Genomic DNA, 24,377 nt, shown 5'->3' with positions numbered 1-24,377 from the left:
ACCGCCCGTTCCGCACGAAAAAGGACGTGAGAATGCTCTTCAGCCTTCGTTGTGTACGGGTCGCCCGCTTGAGGCGCACCTCTCGACGGGATGCTCGCGCGCAAGCGCGGCCCACCCGCACCGAGACCTCTGAGACCAGAGGACCGCGGACGATGCCTGCCAGGTCACGGCGGGTCTCCTAGGAAAGTTCACCAAGTCCGTATGGGAAAGCCATGCTGATCGAGTAGCCCGCGGAGCGGGCGTATCGAGATCCACCATCGCTAAAAGACGAGTCTGCAGACCCGCCCATGCTGGCGACGGCGGGTCTCGATACGCCCCTGCAGGGCTACTCGACCACCATGACGCGGCGCCGCCGTGTCCTTTCCCTCACCACCGAGACGCGAAGCGGCTTCGCCGCTCGAGACGCGCTCCGCGCTACTCGGCCAGCATGTCGCGCGCCGCCCCGCGCCGCACCGGACGACTCAATGGAGGCGGCTGCCTCGTGCCAGCGAATGCGAAGCCCCTCGCCCCTAGTCTCGGCGCGAGAGCGCGCTTCGAGCCGTAAGAGGAATTCGCGTGCCAGCGAATTCCGCCAGGCGGACGTCGGACGCTCTACGGGGCCCGACCACCTGCAAGAGCCGACCGCGGCGCGCCGCCCCGCGGCGCGCGAGGAGGCACGCTGCGCGCTACCGGAGCTTCCCCACCGATGCGAGCGCGGCGCGCAGCAAGGCGCCGCGCCCGCCCTCCATCTCGGCGGAGACGGCGTCGGAGCAGGCCTCGTCGGGGGTCATCCAGGTCAGTTCGAGAGCGTCCTGGCGGGGATCGCAGGTGCCGGTGACGGGGACGACGTAGGCGAGCGAGACGGCGTGCTGCCGGTCGTCGGTGAAGGGGCCCATGCCCGGCATGGGGAAGTACTCGGCGACGTGGAAGGGCAGCGGGCTGGCCGGCAGCAGTGGGAACGCCATCGGGCCGAGGTCCTTCTCGAGGTGGCGGAAGAGCGCGTCGCGGAGGGTCTCGCCGTACATCACCCGGCCGGAGACGATGGTGCGCGTGATCTGCCCCGAGGCGGTCGCCCGGAGCAGCACCCCGACCTCGGTCACCTGGCCGAGTCCGTCGACGCGCACGGGCACCGCCTCGACGTACAGCAGCGGGAGCCGACGGCGGATCTCGGCGAGTTCATCGTCGGACAGCCACCCGGAGTTGGGATCAGGGGTACGCACGCTCATAGGGCCATTCTTACCCGACGTTCATGTCAGTCCGGTTTCGGCTCGCATCCGGCGGGCTCGGCGATGATGGTCCGATGGCTATCGACGCGAACGCAGTGCTGTGGTCCTCCTCCGCGAAGGACCGGGCCGGGCGGCCCCTCCTGGTGCTCCTGCACGGCTACGGCTCGCACGAGGGCGACCTGTTCTCGCTCGGCGCCTACCTGCCGCTGGAGCCGGTGCTCGCCTCGCTCCGGGCGCCACTGGCCCTGGACGGCGGCGCCAACGCCTGGTGGCCGCTGCGGGTGCCGCTGGATCCGGATCAGCCCCGGGCCGACCCGGTCGCGGTCGAGGAGGCGGCACAGGGCGTCCTCGACTGGCTCGACGCGCTCGAGCACGACGGTCCCGTCGGCCTGCTCGGCTTCTCGCAGGGCGCGGCGCTGGCCGTGCAGCTGCTGCGGCGAGCCCCCGGGCGGTTCGCGTTCGCGGTGGCCCTCTCGGGCTTCGTGGTGCCGCTGGCGGAGGGCGACCCGGCCGACGAGGCCCTCGCCGAGGAGCGTCCGCCGGTGTTCTGGGGGCGCGGCACACGGGACGCCGTGATCCCGCCGGAGCTGGTCGCGGCGGCGGCGGAGTGGTTCCCGGCGCACACCGCGCTCGACGCGAGGGTCTACGAGGGCGTGGCCCACGGCGTGAGCCAGGCCGAGCTCGCCGACATCGGCACCTTCGTGCGGCTGGGCTTCGCCTGACTCCGGTGCCGCCCGACGATCACCGGCCGCCGCGGCCGCTCGTCAAGGGCTCGCCCGCGGGGCCCGCGCACGGCAATGTCGGTGGTGGCAGGGAGGATTCACGCATGCCGCACGTCCTCGATCGCTTCAGCCCCGCCACGCGAGCCTGGTTCGAGGGCGCCTTCCCCGCGCCCACGGCCGCCCAGGAGGGCGCGTGGTCGGCGATCTCGAGCGGGGCGCACGCGCTCGTCGTCGCTCCGACCGGCTCGGGCAAGACGCTGTCGGCATTCCTGTGGGCGATCGACCGGCTCGTCCAGGGCCCGCCGCCGGAGGACCCACAGCACCGCACCCGCGTGCTCTACGTCTCGCCGCTGAAGGCGCTCGGCGTCGACGTCGAGCGCAACCTCCGCTCGCCGCTCGTCGGCGTCACGCAGACCGCGCTCCGGCTGAACGCCGAGGGCATCGGCAGCGCGCCGTCGACGGTGACCGTCGGCGTCCGCTCCGGAGACACCCCCGCGGCCGAGCGCCGGGTGCTGCAGAAGACGCCGCCGGACATCCTGATCACCACCCCCGAGTCGCTCTACCTGATGCTCACCTCGGCCGCGCGGGAGTCGCTGCGCGGGGTCGAGACGGTCATCGTCGACGAGGTGCACGCGGTCGCCTCCACCAAGCGCGGCGCGCACCTCGCGGTCTCGCTCGAGCGGCTGGACGCGCTGCTGCCCCAGCCCGTGCAGCGCATCGGGCTCTCGGCCACGGTCCGTCCGCGCGAGGAGGTCGCGCGCTTCCTGGCCGGCCGCTCCCCCGTCACGATCGTCGCCCCCGTCTCCGAGAAGCAGTGGGACCTCAGCGTCGTCGTCCCCGTCGAGGACATGTCCGAGCTCGGCTCCACCGCCTCGCAGGACGGCTCGACGATGGGCGCCACCGGCCCGCAGAACGGCTCGATCTGGCCGCACGTGGAGGAGTCGATCGTCGACCGGGTGCTCGCGCACACCTCGTCGATCGTCTTCGCGAACTCGCGGCGGCTGGCCGAGCGGCTGACGGCCCGGCTCAACGAGATCTACGCGGAGCGGCGCGAGGCCGAGGCCGAGCGCGCCCGCGAGGCCGGCGAGCCGGTCGCGGTCGGGGCGCTGCTCGGTGAGGCGGTCGGCGCCTCCGCCCGCCGGAGCCCCGCCGCGACGATGGGCGCCGCCGGAGCGACCAGCGGTACCGGTCAGGCCGCTCCCGAGGACGAGCCGCTCCTCGCCCGCGCGCACCACGGCTCGGTGAGCAAGGAGCAGCGCGCGATCATCGAGGACGACCTCAAGTCGGGCCGGCTGCGCTGCGTGGTCGCCACCTCGAGCCTCGAGCTCGGCATCGACATGGGTGCCGTCGACCTCGTCGTGCAGGTCGAGACCCCGCCGTCGGTGGCGAGCGCGCTCCAGCGCGTCGGCCGGGCGGGGCACCAGGTGGGCGAGGTCTCCCGCGGCTCGTTCTACCCCAAGCACCGGGCCGACCTGCTGCACTCCGCCGTCACCACCGAGCGGATGCGTGCCGGCCTGATCGAGGCGATCATGGTCCCGGCCAACCCGCTCGACATCCTCGCGCAGCAGACGGTCGCCGCCACGGCGCTGGAGTCGCTCGACGTCGAAGAGTGGTTCGACACCGTCCGCCGCAGCGCCCCCTTCGTCGCCCTGCCGCGCTCGGCCTACGAGGCGACGCTCGACCTGCTCTCCGGCCGCTATCCCTCCGACCAGTTCGCGGAGCTGCGGCCCCGCGTCGTCTGGGACCGCGACGAGAACACCCTCACCGGCCGGCCCGGAGCGCAGCGCCTCGCGGTGACCAGCGGCGGGACGATCCCCGACCGCGGGCTGTTCGGCGTCTTCATGGTCGGCGAGCCCGGCTCGACCGGCAACCGGGTCGGCGAGCTCGACGAGGAGATGGTCTACGAGTCGCGCGTCGGCGACGTCTTCGCGCTCGGCGCGACCAGCTGGCGGATCCAGGAGATCACCTACGACCGCGTCATCGTGACGCCCGCCTTCGGCGAGCCGGGACGCCTGCCGTTCTGGAAGGGCGACTCGCAGGGCCGGCCGGCCGAGCTCGGCGAGGCGATCGGCGCCTTCACCCGCGAGATCGGCGGCGCCGCGGTCGAGACCGCCCGCGAGCGCTGCACCGCCGCGGGCCTGGACGAGTACGCGACCAACAACCTGCTCTCCTTCCTCGACGAGCAGCGGCTGGCCACCGGCCGCATCCCGGACGACCGCACGCTCGTGCTCGAGCGCTTCCGCGACGAGCTGGGCGACTGGCGGCTGGTGCTGCACTCGCCCTACGGGATGCAGGTGCACTCCCCCTGGGCCCTCGCCATCGGCGCGCGGGTCCGCGAGCGGCACGGGGTCGACGGCGCCGCGATGGCGGGCGACGACGGCATCGTCGTCCGGATCCCCGACACCGAGTCCGAGCCGCCCGGTGCCGAGCTCTTCCTCTTCGACCGCGACGAGCTCGAGCAGCTGGTGACCAGCGAGGTCGGCGGCTCCGCGCTCTTCGCCGCCCGGTTCCGCGAGTGCGCGGCGCGGGCGCTGCTGCTGCCCCGCTACAACCCGGGCAAGCGCTCGCCTCTCTGGCAGCAGCGCCAGCGCGCCGCCCAGCTGCTCGACGTGGCCCGCACCTACCCGACCTTCCCGATCATCCTCGAGACGGTCCGCGAGTGCCTCCAGGACGTTTACGACCTGCCCGCGCTGCTGCGCCTGGCCGCGCGGCTCGACGGCCGCGAGCTGCAGATCCTCGAGGTCGAGACGCCGACGGCGAGCCCGTTCGCCCGCTCGATGCTGTTCGGCTACGTCGCCGCCTTCATGTACGAGGGCGACAGCCCGCTCGCCGAGCGCCGCGCCGCCGCGCTCTCGGTCGACGCGACGCTCCTCGGCGAGCTGCTGGGCCGCGCCGAGCTGCGCGAGCTGCTCGACCCGCTCGTCCTGGCGCAGATCGAGCGCGAGCTGCAGCGGGTCGAGCCGGAGCGGCGCCTGCGCGGCCTCGAGGGAGCGGCGGATCTGCTCCGCCTGCTCGGTCCGCTGACGGTCGACGAGCTCGGTGAGCGGCTCGTCGACGAGTCGGTGACGTCGGCCGACGTCGCGAAGGCCGCGCCGATCGCGCGCGAGACGCTCGAGGCGATCGTCGCCGAGCTGGTCCGCGCCAAGCGCGTCCTGCCGGTCGGCCTCGCGGGCGAGCAGCGCTATGCCGCGATGGAGGACGCCTCGCGCCTGCGCGACGCCCTCGGCGTGCCGCTGCCCATCGGCGTCCCCGTCGCCTTCATCGACCCGGTGCGCGACCCGCTCGGCGACCTCGTCGCCCGCTACGCCCGCACCCACGGCCCGTTCACCGCCGTCGCGGTCGCCGAGCGGCTCGGGCTCGGTGTCGCGGTCGTCAACGACACCCTCCGCCGGCTCTCCGGCGAGCGGCGCGTCTCCGAGGGCGAGTTCCGCCCGAACGGCACCGGCTCCGAGTGGTGCGACAGCGAGGTGCTGCGGCGCCTGCGCAGCCGCTCGCTCGCCGCACTCCGCAAGGAGGTCGAGCCGGTCGACGCCGCCGCCTACGGCCGCTTCCTGCCGGCCTGGCAGCACCTCGGCGGCTCGCTGCGCGGCATCGACGGCGTCGCCTCCGTCATCGACCAGCTCGCGGGTGCGCCCATCCCCGCCTCGGCCTGGGAGTCGCTGATCCTCCCCGCCCGGGTGCGCGACTACTCGCCCGCCATGCTCGACGAGCTGACCGCGACCGGCGAGGTCCTCTGGGCCGGCGCCGGCACCCTCCCCGGCAACGACGGCTGGGTGAGCCTGCACCTCGCCGACACCGCCGGTCTCACGCTGCCCGTCCCCGCGGCGGAGGCGGTGCCGCTCGGAGAGCTGCAGCAGGAGATCGTCGGCGTGCTCGGCTCCGGCGGCGGCTACTTCTTCCGGCAGCTCTCCGACGCGGTCGGCTCCACCGACGACAAGACGCTGGTCGAGGCGCTGTGGGAGCTGGTCTGGGCGGGCCTGCTCACGAACGACACGCTCGCTCCGCTGCGCACCCTCGTCGGCTCCACCGGCGGCGCGCACCGGCAGCCGCGCGCCCCCGCCCGCGCCAGGGCGCCGCGCGGCCGGATGACCGCCCGGCCCACGATGGCGACCCGCGTCGGCCCGCCCACCGCGGGCGGCCGCTGGTCGATCGTGCCGCTGGCGGAGTCGGACGCGACGATCCGCGGGCACGCGCTCGGCGAGACGCTGCTCGAGCGCTACGGCATCGTCACCCGCGGCTCCGTCCAGGCGGAGGGGGTGCTCGGCGGCTTCGCGCTCGCCTACAAGGTGCTCAGCGGCTTCGAGCAGCAGGGCCGCGCCCGCCGCGGCTACTTCATCGAGAAGCTCGGCGCCGCGCAGTTCGGCACGGCGGGCAGCGTCGACCGGCTGCGCACCTTCGCGCCGCAGGACGAGGCCCAGCAGCGCGCCCGGCCCGTCTTCGCACTGGCCGCGACCGACCCGGCGAACCCGTTCGGCGCGGCACTGGCGTGGCCGCAGGGCGAGGGCCACCGGCCCGGTCGCAAGGCGGGCGCTCTGGTCGCCGTCGTCGACGGCGAGCTCGCCGTCTACCTCGAGCGCGGCGGGAAGACGGCGCTCACCTTCTCCTCCGACGAGACCGTCCTCGCGGACGCGGCCGGAGCGCTCGCGCAGCTGGTCCGCTCCCGCGGGGTCGAGAAGCTCACCGTCGAGAAGATCGACGGCGTCTTCGCCCTGGGCACGCCCTTCGGCGACGCCCTGACCGCCGCCGGGTTCGTCGCGAACCCGCGCGGCCTGAGGCTGCGCGCGTGAGCGCCGGCCGCCTCGAGAGGAGCGCCCGTGCCCGAGGGTGACACCGTCTACCGCTCCGCCCACAACCTCGCCGACGCCCTCGACGGCCAGGTGCTGACCCGCTGCGACGTCCGGGTGCCGAAGTTCGCGACGGTCGACCTGACCGGCGAGACCATCGACTCGGTCGTCCCGCGCGGCAAGCATCTGCTGATGCGCATCGGCGACGCGGTGATCCACTCGCACCTCAAGATGGAGGGCAGCTGGCACCTCTACTCGCTGACCGGCGACCGGCCGAAGTGGCACCGCCCCGCCTTTCAGGCGCGCATCGTGCTCGAGACGGACGAGTGGCAGGCCGTCGGCTTCGAACTCGGCCTGCTCGAGATCGTGCCGCGCGCGGCGGAGGAGGACGTCGTCGGCTACCTCGGCCCCGACCTGCTCGGTGCGGACTGGGACGCCGACGAGGCGCTGCGCCGCCTCACCGCCGACCCGGAGCGGCCGATCGGCCTGGCGCTGCTCGACCAGCGGATCATGGCCGGGCTCGGCAACGTCTACCGGGCCGAGCTCTGCTTCCTCCGCGGCGTGCTGCCCACGCGCCCGGTCGGCGAGAGCGGCGACCTGGTGCGCACGATCGCGCTCGCGAAGAAGCTGATCACCGTGAACCGCGAGCGCATCGAGCGCACGACGACCGGCAACCTCCGCCCCGGCCAGCAGCTCTGGGTCTACGGCCGCGACCGCAAGCCGTGCCGGCGCTGCGGCACCGCGATCCGCCGCGGCGAGCTCGGCGACGACGAGCTGCAGCTGCGGGTCACCTACTGGTGTCCGCGCTGCCAGACCTGACGCCCGGCGCTGTCGCGCTGCGTGCCCGCTACTCCTCGACGGCAGCCGAGCGGTGCCCGGGGACGTGCTTGACGTGCAGGGCGACGTCGCTGAGCCGCTCGATCCGGTCGACGTGGCGGGCGGCGCTCGCGTCCTCGGCGACGATCCAGCTGCCGACGAGCAGGTAGGGGTCGCGGCCGCCGGCGGTGAGCGGCCCGGTCACGGTGAAGGAGCCGATCGTCGGCGTCGAGAAGGTCACCCGCACCGGGTCTCCGTGGGCGAGCCCGTCGACGGACCGGTCCCCGTCGGCTCCCGCGTCCGGCTCGGGCGCGAGCGCGATGCTCTGGATCTCGGTCCCCGTGTTGAGGAAGACGTCGGCGACGACGAGCTCCCCGCCGACCGCCTGCCGGACGACGCCCTCGATGCCGTAGAGCCCGTAGCGCGGCGAGCGGACGAGCACCCGCACCGAGTCGCCGATCGAGACCTCCGCGAGGGCCCCGCGGATCGACGCGACGTCCCGCCGGGCGGGAGCTGCGGACAGGGCCTCGAGGATCGCACTGGACATCCCGCCAGGCTAGCCGGTCGAGCGAGAAAGATGCGCTGAGACGAGGGCTGCACGACCCTCGACGATGCAGGCACCGGAGGAGCAGAGGGCTATCGGCCCGCGGGGAAGCGGGCTCTCGAGGAGTGCGGAGACGGTGGGATTTGAACCCACGGAACCCAATGAAGGGTTCTCCACCTTAGCAGGGTGGTGCACTCGACCGGACTATGCGACGTCTCCTGAGCGCCCGCCAGGCGAACGCACGACGACCACTATAACCGCACCCGGGAGCCGGGCGTGACACCCGGCGCTGCGGCGCTACTGCTCGTCGAGGGTGCGGCCGACGGTGCAGGTCTGCTGGTCGGCGGTCTGACCGGTGACGTCGCTCGGGAGGGCGACGGCGGTCTCGCCCGGAGCCGGCGTCGCCGGGTCCGCGGTCGCAGCGGGGTCCGAGGTGGCCGGATCCGAGGGAGCCGCCGAGCCGGTCGCGGCGGGCGTCGACCCGTCAGCCGACTCCGAGCCGCCGCCGGTGGTGCCGGTGAGGGCGATCGGCTGGTCGGCCAGGAGGGCGGCGTTCAGCGTCGCCGACGCCTCCTCGCTCGGGTAGACGCCATCGCCGTCGATGTAGGTCGGGTACTGGACGAAGACGACGCTGGCGAGGTCCACGTCCTTCACCGCGAGGCCGATCGACACGAGGGTGTTGACGTTCTCGAGCGACGTGGAGAGCTGCATGTTCGAGACGGCCGCCTTGCCGAGGCCGTAGAGGGCGACGGGGTTCGAGAGCGTCGAGGCGTCCTTCACCTTGCGCACCAGCGACGACAGGTACACCTGCTGGCTGGAGATGCGGGTGAGGTCGCTGCCGTCGCCGACGCCGTGCCGGGTGCGCAGGAAGGCGAGCGCCTCCGCGCCCACCAGCGTGTGCGTGCCGGCGGTGAGGTTCAGACCGGTGTACTCGTCCTCGATCGGGGTGGCGACGCAGACGTCGACTCCGCCCACCGCGTTCGACATCTCGATCACGCCGTCGAACTGGATCAGCGCTGCGTAGGGGATTTCGAGGCCGGTGAGCTGCTCCACGGTCTGCACGGTGCAGGCGAGCCCGCCGTAGCTGAGCGACGTGTTGATCTTGGCGGAGCGCAGCGCGTCCGAGACGGTGCCGGTCGCCGGGTCGGTGCAGGACGGGATCGGCACGTACATGTCGCGGGGGAAGCTGATCACCTCGACCGTGGAGTGGTCCTCGGAGATGTGCATCAGCATCGTGACGTCGTTGAGGTTCTCGGAGCGGTCGCCGTACGCGCCCGCCGCGGAGCCCTCGGCGCTGTCGCTGCCCGCGAGCAGGATGTTGACGCCGCCCTCGATCGCGCCGATCTCCGGGACGGCGGAGCCGGCGTCGGTCGAGCCGATGCCGAGGTCGACGGAGGGACGCGCGCTGCCCGCGATCATCGAGAGGGCGATCACCACGATCGAGATCGTGCTGAGCACGCCGACGCCGACGCAGGCCGCGAGGATCCGCCCGGCGAACCGGAGGCCGCTGTGCGGCCGCAGCCGCCCGTGACGGGCCGCTGTCCGGCGCGCGACGACGGGGTCGGTCATCGGATCCGCCTCCGGCGTCAGCCGAAGAACCCGACCGAGCAGGTCTGCTGATCGGCGGGTTGGCCGGTGATGGCCTCCGGCAGCTCGACCGGTGCGCCGGCCGCGGGCGTGCCGGGCGCGGCGGTCGCGCCGGGAGTGGCCTCCGCGGTCGCGAGCGGGTCGGTCGTGGCGGGGCCGGCGGCGGGGGCCTCGGTCGCCGCCGGGGACGCGGGCTCACCCGTGGTCGTCGCGCCGGCACCGGTGCCGCCGGTGAGGGCGATCGGCTGGTCCGTCTGCAGGGCGGTGGCGAGCACGTCGCCCGCGGTGCGGTCGGGGACGACGCCGCCGGACACCGAGCCGGTCGGGTACTGCGCGAACACCACGTTCGCGATGTCGACGTCCTTCAGCGCGAGGCCCATCTGCACGAGGGTGTTCACGTTGTTCAGCTCGTCCGAGAGCGTCATGTTGCCCAGGGCGGCCTTGGCGAGTCCGTAGAGCGCGACCGGGTTGAGCAGCGTGTCGGCGCTCTTGACCTGGCGGACCAGCGAGGAGAGGAAGACCTGCTGGTTGCTGATCCGGGTCAGGTCGCTGCCGTCGCCGATGCCGTGCCGGCTGCGGAGGAACTGCAGCGCGGCCATGCCCTCGAGCGAGTGCACGCCCGGCTCGAGATAGGTGTTGGTGTACGGGTCGGCGATCTCGGTCGCGACGCAGACGTCGACTCCGCCGATCGCGTTCGACATCTCGATGACGCCGTTGAACTGCACGACCGCGCCGTAGTCGACCCGGACGCCGAGCAGTTCCTCCGCGACGCCGGCGACGCAGCCGAGGCTGACGTCCTTGCCCATCGCCTCGTTGATCTTGGTGTCGTAGCGGGCGGGGATGGTCTCCCCCGTCACCGCGTTGACGCAGGACGGGATGTCGACGTACATGTCGCGGGGGAAGCTGACGACGGTCGCGTTGCTGTGGTCGGCCGAGACGTGCATCAGCATGTTGACGTCGTTCAGGACGCTGGTCTCCTCGTCCGGGTCGCCGTAGGCGTCGCCCTGACCCTGGCGCGAATCGCTGCCGACGACGAGGACGTTGAAGCCGCCCTCGAGGGCGCCGATCTCGGGGACCGAGCCGGCCGCGACCTCGGAGCCCGCCGCGATCGGGTGCAGGCTGACGGACGGCTGGGCGGACTGCACGAGCAGCGTCGCGGCGATCGCGACGATCGAGATCGAGGCGACGATGCCCACTCCCGAGACGGTCGCAGCGGCCTTGACGAGGGTCCGCGGCAGGCTGTGGCGCTTCTGCCGTCCGTGCCGGACGTGGGGTCGCGGCGTGCGCGCCGACTCGTCCGCGGCGGAGTGGTCCGTCGAAGGGCGCGTCGTGCGCATCCGTCTCCCGTTCGTCTGTGGGCTGGGGGTGGTGGGGCTGGGGTGTGGAGCTGAGGGCGGGCCTGGGACCCGCGGGCGCGGAGGAGGGGACTCCCACCGCGTCGGGACATAGTACCCAGAGCGCTCCGGAAAGCCATCCGTCGCCCGGAATCCGCGCCGGAGGGCAGGGGCGGCCGCGCCACACGGCCACCCGCCCCGCGCTCAGCCCTGCTGCTCGACGACGCTGATCGCCCAGACCACCCCGAAGCGGTCGGTGAGCATGCCGAAGCCGGCCGACCAGGCCGACGCCGTGAGCGGCTCGACGACGCTCGCTCCGTCGATGAGCGCGTCCCAGTGGCCGGTCGCCTCCCCGAGCGTCGCGGCCTGCAGGGCCAGGAAGAAGGGACGGTCGGTGATCGTCGTGCCGTTCTCGCGGCGCGTGGCTCCCGCCTGCAGGTCCGCCTCGCTCGAGGGGACGTCGTACGCCATCACGGTGAAGCCGCCCGCGCCGACGACCTGGCCGTGGACGACGCGATCGGTGTCGGGCAGGCCGGCCGGCATCCCGAAGTCGCCGTAGGTGCGGACGACGGCCCGGCCGCCGAAGACGGCGGCGTAGTACTCGAGGGCGGCGCGGGCCTCGCCGGTGAAGTTGAGGTGGGCGACGACTGCTGCGGTCATGGTGTACTCCTTCGCTGCGCGGTGGGTGGGCCGCGGTTCTCCCCGTTCCTCCGGGGCTTGAAGACACGATCTCGTCGGTACCGGCCAGGGAACGTCCGCTTCGCACGCGATGATCGTTCCGTGCCCACCTCCTCCTCGCCCTCCACCTCGAAGCGGCTGCTCGCCTTCCTGTCGCTGCTGCAGTCGCGCCGCGACTGGTCCGCTCCAGTGCTGGCGGACCGGCTGGAGGTGAGCGAGCGCACCGTCCGGCGCGACGTCGAGCGGCTGCGCGAGCTCGACTACGTGATCGAGACCACGCGCGGCCCCGACGGCGGCTACCGCCTGGCCGCCGGCACGGAGCTGCCGCCGCTGCTCTTCGACGACGAGCAGGCCGTCGTGATCGCCCTGGCGCTGCGGACCGCCGGCACCCTCGGCACGGACCTGGACGAGGCGGCCGAGCGGGCGCTCCTGACGATCCGCCGACTGCTGCCGAGCCGCCTCGCGCACCGGATCGACGGGCTCGCGGCGAGCGCCGGCACCGCGACCCGCCCGGCCGAGGCGCGCGCCGACGCCGGCGTGCTGCTGCGGATCGGCGACGCGATCCGCGACGCGCTGACCCTCCGCTTCGACTACGACTCCCCCGCAGGACCGGCCGACGCCGAACCCGCCGCCCGCACGACCGAGCCGCACCACCTCGTCCTCGCCGGCGGCCGCTGGTACCTGATCGGCTGGACTCCCGAGCGCGACGACTGGCGCACCTACCGGGTCGACCGGATCCGGCTCCGCAGTCACAACGGCGCCGTCTTCACTCCGCGGACGGTGCCCGGCGGTGACCCCGCGGCGTTCCTCTCCGCTCGCTTCAAGGGCTCGACCGGAGCGGACACCTGGCCGTGCCGGGGCTCGGCGATCCTGGACGCCGACGCCGTGCAGATCGCCCCGTACCTCGGCGACGGGACGCTGACCGTCGAGCCGGACGGCCGCTGCCGGATCCGCGTCGGCTCCTGGTCCTGGCCCGGCGTCGCCGCGTCGATCGCCCGCTTCGACGCACCGATCAGCGGCGTGGAGCCGGTCGAGCTCCGCGCGGCGTTCGCCCGCCTGGCCGCGCGAGCAGTGGACGCCGCGCGCCCGGGCGAAGACACCGGCTGACCGACGCGCCGACGCCCGGGCTCAGGGCCGCAGCGTCCGCCGGAGGAACCGCACCTGATCCTCGAGGCTGGCCTGCGACACGGCGGCGTCCGGCACCAGCTGATCGAAGACGTGGTACGTGCCGGCCCAGAGCCGCAGATCGACGGGGACCCGGTCCTCGAGGAGCCGCGCTCCGAATCGGAGCGCCTCGTCGCGCAGGGGATCGAGCTCGGCGGCCAGGAGATAGGTCTCGGGCAGTCCGATCAGCGACTCCCGTCGCGCCGGTGCCGCGTACTCGTCGGCCGGCGCACCGGCGAGGTAGAGCCGCTACATGACCGCGGCGTTGCGGTTGTCCCAGACCGGCGTGGCGTCGAACTCCCGCATCGACGTGCTGTGCAGGCGGTCGTCCAGCACGGGGAACAGCAGCAGCTGCGCCCGCGGCACCCGCTCCCCCTCGTCGAGGGCGAGCATGCTCACTCCCGCCGCCAGTGCGCCGCCGGCGCTGACGCCGGCGACCGCGATCCGGGCGGGATCGATCCCGAGCTCGGCCGCTCGCTCGATCATCCACCGGAGCACCGCCCGGCAGTCGCGGAGGCCGTGCGGATACGCGCGCTCCGGCGCGAGACGGTAGTCGACCGAGACGACGAGGCAGCCCGCGTCCCCCGCGTAGCGCAGGCAGCGGGCATTCTCGGAGAGGGTGTCCCCCGCGACGAAGGCGCCGCCGTGCAGGAAGAGCAGCGCGGACCCGACGGACGCCGACGGGCGATAGAGCCGGAGGCCGATGTCGTGTCCGTCGAGGCGCACCGAGCGCGACTCGATCGCGACGGACCCGCCGAACTCCACCTCGGCGGACGACGGCTGCATCGTCGACGAGCCCATCAGTCGCCGGGTGCCCTCGACGTCGTTCAGATCGGGCCGGAGCATCAGCTCGGTGGCGGCGGCGAGCTCAGCGTCCACGGCGGCCACCGCCTGCCGCGCCCAGGGCGCTCACGCCTCGTCCGGCTCCGCCTCGGCGATGCGCAGCAGCTGCAGCGCGAGCCACGCGTCGTTGCGCTGCACGGCGTCGAACACGTCGATCCCCAGCTTCGCGCCCACGTTCTTCAGCCGGTGCCCCAGCGAGCTGTGGTGCAGCAGGAGCTCCGTCGCCGCCGCGCGGACGTTCGCGTGGCGGCAGTACGCGTCCAGGGCGAGGATCTCGCCCAGACCGACGGGCGTCCGCACCAGGAGCTGCATCCGCTGCACGAGCTCCGAGCCGGCGGCCTCCGCCGGGGAGACCCGGGCGAGGCAGCGCAACGAGCCGAGCGCGTCGTGCGCGAGCGCGCGCGGACCGAGCACCGGCGAGCACAGCCGCAGCGTGCGCAGCGCGGAGAGGTAGGAGTCCCGCGGCGAGAGCGCCGAGGCCGTCGCGCCGACGGCGACGGTCTCGGCGCCCTCGGGGAGCGTGCCCGGCCGCGTCCCGGGACCGTGCAGCAGCACCGCGTGCGCCGTCCCGAAGCGCACGGGAGCGGTGCAGCGGTGCTCCGGCCCGCACCACTCCCGCCAGCCGCGCGGATCCGAGAGCGGTCCGCTCGCGCCCCGGGCGAGGACGACGCGCACGCGCCAGTCCGGCCGGAAGCCCAGCCGCCGGAGCGCCTCCTCCCGGTGCTCCGTGATCGAGGGCAGCGCCTCGATGAGCATCCGCAGCGGCTCGCCGTCGCCCAGCCGGGCCGCGTCGGCCTGCCGGATGAGGATCGTGGCCGCTGTCAGGGACATGCGCTCGAGGATCAGCTGCGCCATGTCCGGGTCGCTGCTCGCGGGCACCACCCAGACCAGGCCGGCGTCCGCCGTGTCCCCGCCGATCGCCGTGCTGATCGCCCCGGTCGGCGGATCGTGCGGCCTCGCGCGTCCGAGGCTGTCGAAGCCGCAGCCGCCGCCCGGACCAGCGAACCCCGCCTCGGTCCCGATCAGCATCGCCGTCGAGCGCACCAGCTCGTCGATTCCGGCCCGGAACTGCTGGAGCTTGTCGAAGAAGCTGACGACGCGCAGCGCGTCCGCACCGCTCTCGCCGCCCTCGGACAGCCGCCGGAGAAGACCCTCCATGCGTCACAGCCTCACTCGTCATCGCGTGCTCGCAACCGGTCGATCGCCAGGGCGAGCACCAGCACGGTCCCCGTCGCGATGCCCTGCCAGTAGGACGATACATTCAGGATCACGAGGCCGTTGCTCAGCGTCGAGAGGAAGACGATGCCGAGCGCCGTGCGCGGAATGCTGCCGCGGCCGCCGAAGAGCGAGGTCCCGCCGAGTACGACCGCGGCGAAGATGTCGAACTCGGCGCCCTGGCCGTTGTTCGCGGATCCGGAGCCGAGCCGCCCCGCGAGGAGCACGCCGGCCACCGCCGAGAGCGCCCCGGCGACCACGAAGACCTGCATCGCGTGCAGGTTCACCCGCAGCCCCGCGACCCTCGAGGCCCGCCCGGACGAGCCGATCGCGTAGGACCGCAGTCCCCAGGTCGTCGTGCGCATCACGAGCCACGCGACGACGTAGAGGACGGTCACGAGCACCACTGCGACCGGGAGCGGGCCGATCGACCCGGTGCCGACCCAGAGCAGGAGGTCGAAGCCCTCGACGACCGGCGCCGCGATCGACTGCCCGCTGGTCCAGACCTGAGCGGCACCGCGCACCACCAGCGCCACCGCGAGCGTCGAGATGAACCCCGGGATCCGGAGGCTCTCGGTCAGGACGCCGTTGACGAGGCCGAGCAGGGCCCCGAGCGCGATCGCCCCGAGGACGGCGACGAGCGGCGGCAGCCCGGCCTGCAGGAGCGAGACGCAGGTGATCCCGGACGCCGCGATCAGCGCGCCCTGGCTGATGTCGAGCCGGCCGGCGATCAGGATGATCGTCGCGCCGATCGCCGCGACGCCGAGCACCGCCGACTGCCGCAGCACGACGAAGAGGTTGTCCACGGTGAAGAACGTCGTCGAGCTGACGGCGAAGACGACGATCATCACGGCCAGCGCCACCGGGAGGACGATCGTGGCGAGGCGCTCCTGGTCGAACCCGCGGCGCGGAGCGCGGGCCACTCCGGGAACGGGCGTGTCGAGGCGGGTCATGACACGCCTCCGGTCGCTGCGGACATGAGTTCTCCTTCGGTGGCTGTGGTCGCCGGGAGCTCCCGGACGACGGCGCCGTTGCGGACGACGACGATCCGGTCGCAGGCGGCGCGCAGCTCGGCGATCTCCGAGCTGATGAGCAGGACGGCGACGCCCTGCGCGGTGAGATCCCAGACCGTGTCGATGAGATCGGCCTTGGCCCGGACGTCGATGCCGTGGGTGGGCTCGTCGAGGACGAGCAGGGACAGGTCCTCGGCGAGCAGGCGCCCGACGAGGACCTTCTGCTGATTGCCCCCGGAGAGCGAGCGGATGTCGAGGGCGTCGCTCGCGGCCTTGATCCGCAGCCGGGACGTCATCTCGGCGACGAGGGCGGTCACCGCGCGCCGGTCGAAGACGCCGCCTCGAGCGACGTTCCGCGGCGCCCGGACGATCATGTTCCGCCGCACGCTGAGGTGCGGCAGGATTCCCTCGCTGCGGCGGTCCTCGGAGAGGTACGCGACACCGCGGGCGAAGCCGGCGGCGGCGGAGCGGGGACGGTAGGGCCGGCCGGCCAGCTGCATCGAGCCGGACTGCAGGGCCTCCAGCCCGGCGATCGAGCGGCCGATCGACGACTTGCCCGCGCCGACGAGCCCGAAGACGCCCAGCACCTCGCCCCGCCGGATCGCGAGGTCGACGGGCGGGCGTCCCTTGACCACCAGAGCACTGCCGACGAAGGCGGGCTCGCCGAAGACGGCCGCCCGCTCGACCCGGGTGACAGCGGCGGACCCAGGCACCATGGCGTCGACCACCTGCGGCAGCACGGCCGCGGTGGCGCCGAACTCGCCGGCGACGCGCCCGTCCCGCAGCACGACGATGCTGTCGCAGAGCTGGACGACCTCGTCGAGCCGGTGCGAGATGAAGACGACGCCGACGCCCTCGTCGCTGAGCGAGCGCATCACGCGGAAGAGGCGAGCCGCCTCGAACGGCGTGAGCGAGGACGTCGGCTCGTCCAGGAGCAGGACGGATCCGGCGCTGCGCAGCGCGCGGGCGGCCGCGATCAGCTGGCGGTCGCCGATCGACACGTCGCGCACTGGGGTGTCGACGTCGTTCTCGAGCCCCATCCGGCGCAGCAGCGCGCGAGCGGCCTCGCGCATCCGCCGCCGGTCGAGCCGCAGCGCCCGCTGGAACACCCGCTCATCGCCGAGGAAGAGGTTCTCGGCGATCGTGAGATCCGGAACGAGATCCAGCTCCTGGCGCACCACGCCGATGCCCTTCTGCTGCGCCTCCCGAGGGCTGGAGAACGAGACGGGCTCCCCGTCCACCCGCAGCTCGCCGGAATCGGGTGGCAGCTGGCCGGTCAGGATGTTGATCAGGGTGGACTTGCCCGCCCCGTTGGCGCCGGCCAGTCCGAGGATCCGGCCCGCGTGCACCGTGAGATCGACGCCGGTGAGGGCCGCGACCCCGCCGAAGGACTTGCTCACTCCGCAGACGGTGAGGACGGGGGCGCTGCCGTGCGGTGCCGTCATCCGAGGGAGTCCAGGATCCCCTGGGCGTTCTCCGCCGTCACGAGCTCGACGGGCACGATCTGCTCGCGCTCCACGTCGCCGCCCGAGGAGAGCTCGAGGACCGCCCGGGCGATGATCTCGCCCTGCTGGACCGGGAAGAGTCCCACCGTCGAGACGACCTCCCCGGACAGGACTCCCTGGAGGATCCGCGCGTCCTCGCCGCCCGTGACGATCGCCACGTCCTCGCCGGGGGTGCGTCCCGAGGCCTTGACCGCGGAGAGCGCCCCGAGCGCGCTCGAGTCGTTCAGGCCGACGATCAGGTCGAGATCGGGGTGCGCCTGCAGGACGGTCGAGGTCTGCGCGTTGCCGGTGTCCTCCTGATACGCCTCGACCTCGCTGACGAGCGTCCACTCCCCCTCCCCGAGCGCCGCGTCGAGCCCCGCGATCACGCCCTCGTGCCGGGCGATCAGCGGTGCACCGCCCGAGTCCTGGTGCAGGATCGCGACGGTGGGCTTCTCGTCCGCGCGGTTCGCCGCGAGCCAGCCGCCGGCGCTCTCGCCCTCGAGCTCGCCGAAGGCGCGGTCGTCGAGGTTGAAGACGACATCCGCCTCGGGGATGTCGGTCGCGAGGCCGATGACGAGGACGTCCTGCCCCGCCAGGCGGCGCGCCACCGGCGAGATCGCCTTCGGGTCCGTCGGGCACACGATCACCGCCTTGGCGCCGGCCGCGACGAGGTTCTCGATGCCGGAGACCTGCTCGCCGGACTCGCCGTCGGGGTCGGAGGTGACGACGTCGATGTCGCAGTCGCCGAGGACGCTCTGCAGTCCCTTCTCGACCAGCGGGAAGTAGCCGCCCGAGTTGGAGTACGGCGAGTAGCCGACGCGGGTGAGCCCGACGCCGTCGCACTCGGCCGGGCGCTCGCCGGCCGGGGGCGACGGGGTCGCGCTCTGACAGCCGGTCAGCGGCAGCAGCACCACCGCGGCCGCGGCAAGTGCTGACGTCAGGCGGCGGGATCTCGTGGTGGGTCCGTGGACGTGCATCGTGTCTCCTTCGACAGGCAGTGCGGGTGGGGCGACTCCTCGCGAGGGGATCGACGCCACCGGCCACTCTGCCGACGCAGCGGCCCGGAGTCATCCGGACAGCGACGCGCTTTCACCCGCCATCTGGCGGATGGCAGCGCCACCACGGATGCGCCGCGCGGTCGGGTGACCGAGCGCGGATCCCGGTCACCCGTTCATCGGAGGGGTGGGCCCGACGGTGACCGGCGCAGAGTCGGGGAGACGCCTCGGGGATCGTCCCGGGCGCGACGCGCACCGAGTGAAGGAGAAGAGACCATGAACGAGAAGCACCTGACGGACGTCCGGGACCTGCCGATGACCGTGTTCGAGGTGGCGGATCAGGGCGGGGTGGTCGAGTCCCTCACCGCCGGTCACGGCATGAAGGAGCTCGCCGACTCCAACTGCGTCTGCTACATCTGCTGCGGCGGCCCCGCCGCCTGAGCGCCGAGTGCGCGCCGGTCGCCCGCTCGACGCGGCTCGCGAGCACGCGTCCCTCCGCGTGCCGCACCGGGCTCCCGTCCCGCTTCACGCAGGACGGGAGCCTTCTGCTGTCCGCGGCGACGCCGGAGGAGCGGTCCACCGGCCCTCCGGCGAGACCGTCTCGGCGACCGCCGCGGCGTACTCGGCGTGCCGGTCGTGGGTCGGCTGCCCGAAGGACCGCTGCAGGACCGTGCCGAGGAGCCGGGCGCAGTCGCCGTTGCGATCCGCGTCGCCGGCCCCCGCCGGCCGCAGGACGAAGCCGCCGACGACCGCTCCGACGGCCAGTCGCCCGGACTCCGAGCGCGCGTCGCCGAGCACGAGGTGGTGCCGGCTGAGAACGCCGAGGTAGCCCGGGTCGGAGAGCCGGGAGACGAGCGAGAGCCCGAGCCGGTCGGGCGCTCCGGGCCGGGCGCCGCGCGAGCCGAGGACCGTGCTGTCTCCGCGGTTGTAGGCGCCGAGCAGCGGCACCGCCATGGTCCCGTGGAAGAGCATCGCCGCGGTGAGGCCGAACGCGACCAGCTCCGGCCGGCGCAGGAGGGCCGCCCCGAGCTCGGCGTCGATCCGGCCCGCCTCGCGGACGAGGACGGCGTCGAGGAGCTCGTCCTTGCTGCTCCAGTGCAGGTAGAGCGTGCCCTTGCCGACGTGCGCGGCGTCGGCCACGTCCTGCATGCAGACCTTGCGGTAGCCCCAGCGGAGGACGAGATCGCGCATCGCGTCGAGGATGCGCTCCCGCCGCTGCGGGTCTGCGGTCTCGGGTCGGCGCGGATGGGCGACCTCCGAGCCCCGGCGGAGACCCGGGTCGGTCGACGCGCCTTCGCTCCCTGATGCGGACGTCACGGGAACGGGTGCGGATCGGGGTTCAGCTCGTCCGGGCGCAGATCGCGGTCGAGCGTGCCGAGCCGCCGCGGCAACTCGAGGAGCCGGGGAAGCCCGTCGATCCTGCGGTTGCGGTGGCCGAACGCCATCGGCACGGCACCCGGCACGAGCACCTTCACGCAGGCGAATCCGCCCGCGCGGTGCTCCGGCGTGGTCTGGTCGACGACGAGCACCTCGCCGATCCGGTCCACCGCGGCGCGGAGATCGACCGCCAGGTCCGTGGCGTCCGGGCGCACGCGGTCCGCGCCACCGATGTCGTCGGCGCGGATCGTCGGACCGCCGCGGAGGAAGTCGAGGCGGTGGCGGGCGTCCGGGTGCGCATACAGGGCCGAGTGATCGAGCATCGCGCGCACGGCGGAGGGGTCGCGCACCATCTCCGCGGCGTGCGCCTCCTCGCCCGGGTAGCGCCGGAGGAGGTCCGCCAGGATCGGGCCGAGCTCGTTCATCGCGCCGAGCAGGGCGCGCTCGGGGTCCAGGCCCGCCCCGGCGGTGCACAGCGCGGCCGGCCCGGAGCCGCCCTGCCGCGTCGCCAGCAGCCACACCGCCGGGATGCCCCAGTCCGTCGTGACGTCGAAGGCGGCGACGTCGTAGCCGGTCGCCGCGGTGATCGCCGCCGCCTGCTCCGCGACGAGCGGGTCGCGGCAGCTGCTCAGGTCGATGCCGGCGGGCGTGCTACGGGTGTACCAGGTGCAGAGGAACGCGTCGCGCTCGACCGTCTCCAGCAGACCGTGCAGGGCGGCCTCCTCCCAGGAGGAGCCGAGCGCGCAGCCGTTCGAGACCTCGTAGTACGAGACGGGGTCGTCCCCGCGCAGTCGCTGCGAGAAGTAGTAGGCGAGGGCCTCGGGGACCAGGCGCGCGCGGCCCTCGGCGAAGGAGTGCGCCCAGACCCACTGGATCGGCACGTCCTCGTCGAACTGCCGGTATCGGAACGCCGGATCGTCGTAGGACTCGTCCGGATGGCGGCCGAAGACGTCGGGGTGCGCGGCCTCGGCGGCGAGCTCCCGGTAGCTTCCGCGCACCGTCGACCGGCGTCCGCCCGGCGCGACTCCCCCGTAGCGCTCGAGCGCCTCCAGCACCGCGGTGACCTCGGCGGACCGGTAGTCGCGGCCGCGTCCGTAGCCCGGCTCGACGAGACCGTCGAGGCGCATCGGCATCGGCGCGGCCGCCATGACCAGCCCGCCCTCGTCCCCGCGCCGTGTGGCGGCGATCGTGCCGCAGAAGGGGTCGATGTAGAGGGAGCGGAGGACGTCGGCCTCGCCGACGACGTCGCGGATCCGCGCGCCGAACGGAGCGGTCTTGGGCTGCGGCGCGAGGACGTGCTGGGCAGCCGCGGCGGTGTCCTCCGGGAGGTCGCCGCAGAGCTCGCAGAGGGGCTCGGGGAGGAAGGCGTGGTGCTCCACCGCCAGGGTGTCGAGGCGGACCACCGCGACGCGGCGCTGGGCACTCGCAGCCTCGTGCTCCTGCGCCAGGAGTCGCTCGAGCGCGATCGCCGCGACGTCGGCCGCCAGCTCGTCGAGGGCCTCGGGGCGGCGGCCCTCGAGCTGCTCCGCGTACTCCGCCGTCAGCCGCACACGCCACGGCTCCGCGCCGCGGAGGCGTTCCCGCCGGAGCACCAGGCACCGCGGACAGCCCGGGACTCCGGGACGGACGAGGGGCCCGATCACGATGCGGTTCACCTCGACGTGCACGGGCAGCCACGGGACGTCCGCCGCGGGACGGCTCGGGACACGCCAGGTGTCGGACGCCCGGACGGCGACCCCGATCGCCGCGCCGATACCGGCCAGCGCGCGCTGGAGCAGTCCGTCCGCGGCGTCCGCAGCGTCGATCTCACCCGTGCTCACGGCAGGATCACCACCTTCCGGACGACGAGCCCGAGTCGCGCGACGACGGGATCGTGGTCCAGGTCGACCACGACCGCCCGCGGATCGGAGGTGGGAGCCGCTTCGACGGCGAGCCTCAGCGCCTCCTCCTCGGTGGCGGCGACCCCGAGGCCGCCAGTCGCCGGAGGGGCGTCCGAGCAGCGGAAGGCGAGGGTGACCGGGACCCGGACGGTCGCGCTGTCGGCCAGGCACCGGCCCGGCACCGTGCACTCCGCGGGTGCGGCGACGATGACGCGGACCGCCGCGCGCAGCTGCTCGAGGGTCGCGGTCGGCGCGGCGACGGCGCGCCCTGCGGCGTCGGACACCCGGCGCGGATCGAGGACCGACTCCGCGCGGATCGCGAGTGCCCGGCGCACGGCGTCCGCCCGTGCCTCCGCGAAGTCCGCGCCCTCGCCGACGACCTCGACGTCGCGCCGGTCGGTAACGGCGTCGCAGGCGACCAGCGCTCGGGAGTGGTGCCGCGGCACCTGCGGCAGGTCCGCCTCCTCGATCAGCCGGACGACACCGAAGTCGGGATCGACGAGGGTCATCGCGCGCTCCTCGAACGGGCCGGTCGCCTCCGGCTGCTCGGCCTGCCACGGGTGCGGGCTGATCCGGGTGAGCACGGTTCCGTTCGCAGTGACCGTCGTGGCCCGCCACGGATCCGTGCGACCGGAGGCAGCGCGGCGGACCAGCTGGGCGACGGCCAGCCGGAGCACGTCCTCCTCGGGCCTGCCCACCTCCACCCCGCGTTCCGCCACGGCGACCAGCACCGGGAGCAGCTCCGCCCCGGGCGCCGGGCCGACGACGAGCGCCGCGCCGTCACGCAGCAGCACCGCCCCGTACGTCCGCTCCGGGTGCTCGCGGACCTCGTCGATCAGCCACCGCCCCCCGACCGGGCCGACCGCGAGCGAGCACTCGGGGAGCGCACGGCCGCTCCGCGCCACCGCGCGCTGCAGGAGGACCGTCTCGCCGAGGAGGCGGACGCGACCGGCGATGGGAGCCTCCCGGAGGAGGCCGAGGGTGAGCATCGCGCTCCGCACGCGCCGGAGCTGGTCGGCCCGGGCCGGATCGAGCGATCGCGCCCGCTCCTCGACGTCGTCGCCGGCCAGGATCCACGCCGCGATGACGCGCATCCAGCCCGCGACCTCGCCGGTGAGCTCGATGTCGCCGCCGGCGGTCATGCCGTAGGTGCGCCCCTCGTGGTCGATCACGCAGGCGCTGGTGTCCACGGTGAGGGTCATCGCGTCACCGCCGGCACCGGTCGCGGCATCGAGCCGACGATGAACTGGCCCACGCTGCACTCGAGGAGGGGGTCGCGACCGGTCGCCTCGGCGAAGGCGACGGGGTCGTCGGTTCCGAGCGGGCAGCCCGCCAGCCCCCTCGCGCTGCACGCCCCGGCGAGCGCCTGGTAGAGCACCCCGGTGTCCTTCAGCACGAGCTCGAACGCCATCCTCTGGTACTTCCACATCACCCGGCCGACACGGGCGGAGACGACGATGAGGACCTGCGGGGCGACCCCGGTCGCCGCGACCCCGCTCGCGACCTGGACCATCCGGCGCACGGCGGGAGCGCCGATGCCGCACACCTCCTCCAGCTCGTGGCGATGCGCGTCGTAGTGGTAGAAGGCCGGCTCGATCCCGGCGCAGCGCGAGACGGCCAGGTACAGCTCGAGCTCCGCGAGCGAGCCGCCGGACGGACGCGGCGAGCTGACCACCTCCGTCCCGTGGTCGACGCGCAGCCCGCGGACCCGGGCCGTCCGGTACAGGAGCTCGCCGAGCTCGGCGACGTCGATCGGCGCGGCGTCGTCGTGGTCGCGCAGGGACATCCGGCGCTCGACGACCTCGGCGTAGGGCGGGTCGCTCGCGCGAAGGGCGGCGAGGTCGACCGCGGGGAGGGCGACCCGGCGCCCGCCGAACGGGACCGGGCTGGCGCCTACCGGAGGGAAGCCCGCCCTCCCACCCCACCAGGTGCCGCCGAAGTCGGCGGCCGGGCCGCGACAGCCCTGCCTGCTGCGGTCGTGGAAGAGCAGCTCGTGGGGTGCCCACTGCCGGTAGCGGAACTCGGTCTCCTCCGGTCCGCCCGGCAGCGCGAGGAACCCGTGCCGCTGGAGCTCGCGGCGCAGGGCGGCGGCGAGACCGCCGGAGTCCGAGAGCGCGTCGGAGAGCAAGGACCGCCGGTGCAGCACGATCTCGGCACTGGCGAGCGGGGACTCTACGAGCAGGTCGGGGCCGTCGCGGCGGACCACGGCGAACCTCGAGAGGTCGAGGTCGGCGGACGGCTCAGGAGCGGGCTCGACCGCGGCCCTCAGCGGATTCACCACGAAGCCCGGACCGTCGTCGTCCCCGAACTCCTGGACGAGCCAGCCGTCCTCGCGCAGTCGCTCCGTGACGGGGTCGTCGGCACCGCCCGGCCCGCCCTCGACGAGCTGCCGGAGTCGCTCGTTGACCGCCGCGTCGTCGCCGAGCGCCAGGGCTCGTGGCCACGCCATCACGGTCGTGCCGTTGGCGTCCCGTGTCGCGTACACCCCCGGTCGCAGGCGCTCGACACGGGGTCCGGGAACGTTCTCGTCGCTCATGACGGCTCCTTCTCCATCGAGAGGCGGGCGGCCCGAAGCTCAGAAGATGCGTCTCGGCGGAGGCGACCCGTCTCAATCATCGACAGAACGTCACTTTAGAGTCGGGTCCGACGACGAGGTCGCTGCGCGCCAGGGACGCGCAGCGACCTCCCTGCTGATCGAGCAGCCCACGCAGCGGGCCATTCATGCTGATCGAG

Annotated in this window: 18 protein-coding genes, 1 tRNA gene and 1 pseudogene; 5 read left to right on the top strand and 15 right to left on the bottom strand. The window is 73.8% G+C overall.

Annotation, left to right across the window (positions count from 1 at the left end; translation table 11 throughout):
- Positions 1-665 precede the first annotated feature (665 nt).
- The gene (locus tag MT350_RS01735; protein WP_123445016.1) at positions 666-1,205 is read right to left on the bottom strand and encodes an NUDIX hydrolase family protein; all 540 of its coding nucleotides are present in this window, start codon (positions 1,203-1,205) and stop codon (positions 666-668) included.
- A gap of 74 nt (positions 1,206-1,279) precedes the next feature.
- On the opposite strand from MT350_RS01735, the gene MT350_RS01730 reads away from it, so the two are divergent.
- The 3 genes from MT350_RS01730 (at position 1,280) to MT350_RS01720 (ending at position 7,530) form a co-directional block, all read left to right on the top strand.
- The gene (locus MT350_RS01730) at positions 1,280-1,927 is read left to right on the top strand and encodes an alpha/beta hydrolase (protein WP_243600542.1); all 648 of its coding nucleotides are present in this window, start codon (positions 1,280-1,282) and stop codon (positions 1,925-1,927) included.
- A 104-nt stretch (positions 1,928-2,031) separates the two neighbouring features.
- Positions 2,032-6,714, top strand: a complete 4,683-nt coding sequence (locus tag MT350_RS01725) for an ATP-dependent helicase (protein WP_243615310.1) — start codon at positions 2,032-2,034, stop codon at positions 6,712-6,714.
- 27 nt (positions 6,715-6,741) lie between these two features.
- Complete coding sequence (locus tag MT350_RS01720) at positions 6,742-7,530, top strand: DNA-formamidopyrimidine glycosylase family protein (protein ID WP_123445013.1); 789 nt, start codon at positions 6,742-6,744, stop codon at positions 7,528-7,530.
- A gap of 28 nt (positions 7,531-7,558) precedes the next feature.
- Here the strand turns inward: MT350_RS01720 and MT350_RS01715 are convergent, their stop codons facing one another.
- The 5 genes from MT350_RS01715 to MT350_RS01695 all read right to left on the bottom strand — a co-directional run bounded on the left by MT350_RS01715 (position 7,559) and on the right by MT350_RS01695 (position 11,652).
- A complete protein-coding gene (locus MT350_RS01715) occupies positions 7,559-8,074 on the bottom strand; it encodes a hypothetical protein (RefSeq protein ID WP_243600540.1) in 516 nt (171 codons plus the stop codon).
- 125 nt (positions 8,075-8,199) lie between these two features.
- Positions 8,200-8,290 (bottom strand) — tRNA-Ser (locus tag MT350_RS01710).
- 78 nt (positions 8,291-8,368) lie between these two features.
- Complete coding sequence (locus MT350_RS01705) at positions 8,369-9,640, bottom strand: LCP family protein (protein ID WP_243600539.1); 1,272 nt, start codon at positions 9,638-9,640, stop codon at positions 8,369-8,371.
- Between the two features lie 17 nt (positions 9,641-9,657).
- A complete protein-coding gene (locus MT350_RS01700; RefSeq protein ID WP_243600538.1) occupies positions 9,658-10,995 on the bottom strand; it encodes an LCP family protein in 1,338 nt (445 codons plus the stop codon).
- A gap of 201 nt (positions 10,996-11,196) precedes the next feature.
- The gene (locus MT350_RS01695) at positions 11,197-11,652 is read right to left on the bottom strand and encodes a VOC family protein (RefSeq protein WP_243600537.1); all 456 of its coding nucleotides are present in this window, start codon (positions 11,650-11,652) and stop codon (positions 11,197-11,199) included.
- A gap of 120 nt (positions 11,653-11,772) precedes the next feature.
- Here MT350_RS01695 and MT350_RS01690 point away from each other — a divergent pair, with 120 nt between their 5' ends.
- A complete protein-coding gene (locus MT350_RS01690; RefSeq protein WP_243615309.1) occupies positions 11,773-12,777 on the top strand; it encodes a YafY family protein in 1,005 nt (334 codons plus the stop codon).
- 21 nt (positions 12,778-12,798) lie between these two features.
- Here the strand turns inward: MT350_RS01690 and MT350_RS01685 are convergent.
- The 5 genes and pseudogenes from MT350_RS01685 to MT350_RS01665 all read right to left on the bottom strand — a co-directional run bounded on the left by MT350_RS01685 (position 12,799) and on the right by MT350_RS01665 (position 18,369).
- A pseudogene (locus tag MT350_RS01685) lies at positions 12,799-13,620 on the bottom strand (alpha/beta hydrolase).
- Positions 13,621-13,743: 123 nt separating this feature from the next.
- Positions 13,744-14,835: a helix-turn-helix domain-containing protein gene (locus MT350_RS01680; protein WP_243600535.1), complete on the bottom strand. Its 1,092-nt coding sequence runs from the start codon at positions 14,833-14,835 to the stop codon at positions 13,744-13,746.
- An 11-nt stretch (positions 14,836-14,846) separates the two neighbouring features.
- Positions 14,847-15,845 (bottom strand): ABC transporter permease, encoded by a 999-nt coding sequence (locus MT350_RS01675; RefSeq protein WP_123733488.1) that lies wholly within the window; start codon positions 15,843-15,845, stop codon positions 14,847-14,849.
- Entirely contained in the window at positions 15,842-17,350 is a 1,509-nt protein-coding gene (locus MT350_RS01670; protein WP_243600534.1) for a sugar ABC transporter ATP-binding protein, read from the bottom strand. Before MT350_RS01670 ends, MT350_RS01675 begins: the two co-directional genes overlap by 4 nt.
- Entirely contained in the window at positions 17,347-18,369 is a 1,023-nt protein-coding gene (locus MT350_RS01665) for a sugar ABC transporter substrate-binding protein (protein ID WP_243600533.1), read from the bottom strand. Before MT350_RS01665 ends, MT350_RS01670 begins: the two co-directional genes overlap by 4 nt.
- Before the next feature lie 294 nt (positions 18,370-18,663).
- On the opposite strand from MT350_RS01665, the gene MT350_RS01660 reads away from it, so the two are divergent.
- Positions 18,664-18,828 (top strand): thiomuracin/GE37468 family thiazolyl RiPP peptide, encoded by a 165-nt coding sequence (locus MT350_RS01660; RefSeq protein WP_123445007.1) that lies wholly within the window; start codon positions 18,664-18,666, stop codon positions 18,826-18,828.
- Positions 18,829-18,912: 84 nt separating this feature from the next.
- On the opposite strand, the gene MT350_RS01655 is transcribed toward MT350_RS01660, so the two are convergent.
- The 4 genes from MT350_RS01655 to MT350_RS01640 all read right to left on the bottom strand — a co-directional run bounded on the left by MT350_RS01655 (position 18,913) and on the right by MT350_RS01640 (position 24,180).
- Complete coding sequence (locus tag MT350_RS01655) at positions 18,913-19,578, bottom strand: TetR/AcrR family transcriptional regulator (RefSeq protein WP_243600532.1); 666 nt, start codon at positions 19,576-19,578, stop codon at positions 18,913-18,915.
- 122 nt (positions 19,579-19,700) lie between these two features.
- On the bottom strand, positions 19,701-21,584 hold the full coding sequence (locus MT350_RS01650; RefSeq protein ID WP_243600531.1) for a TOMM precursor leader peptide-binding protein: 1,884 nt from the start codon (positions 21,582-21,584) through the stop codon (positions 19,701-19,703).
- A complete protein-coding gene (locus MT350_RS01645) occupies positions 21,581-22,846 on the bottom strand; it encodes a hypothetical protein (RefSeq protein WP_243600530.1) in 1,266 nt (421 codons plus the stop codon). Before MT350_RS01645 ends, MT350_RS01650 begins: the two co-directional genes overlap by 4 nt.
- A complete protein-coding gene (locus tag MT350_RS01640) occupies positions 22,843-24,180 on the bottom strand; it encodes a SagB family peptide dehydrogenase (protein ID WP_243615308.1) in 1,338 nt (445 codons plus the stop codon). Before MT350_RS01640 ends, MT350_RS01645 begins: the two co-directional genes overlap by 4 nt.
- Between the last annotated feature and the right edge of the window lie 197 nt (positions 24,181-24,377).

This window comes from Rathayibacter sp. VKM Ac-2928, from assembly GCF_022815545.1.
Classification (GTDB): domain Bacteria; phylum Actinomycetota; class Actinomycetes; order Actinomycetales; family Microbacteriaceae; genus Rathayibacter; species Rathayibacter festucae.
Note: the sequence above shows the minus strand (reverse complement) of the source record. Positions and strands in the feature narration are given on the sequence as shown.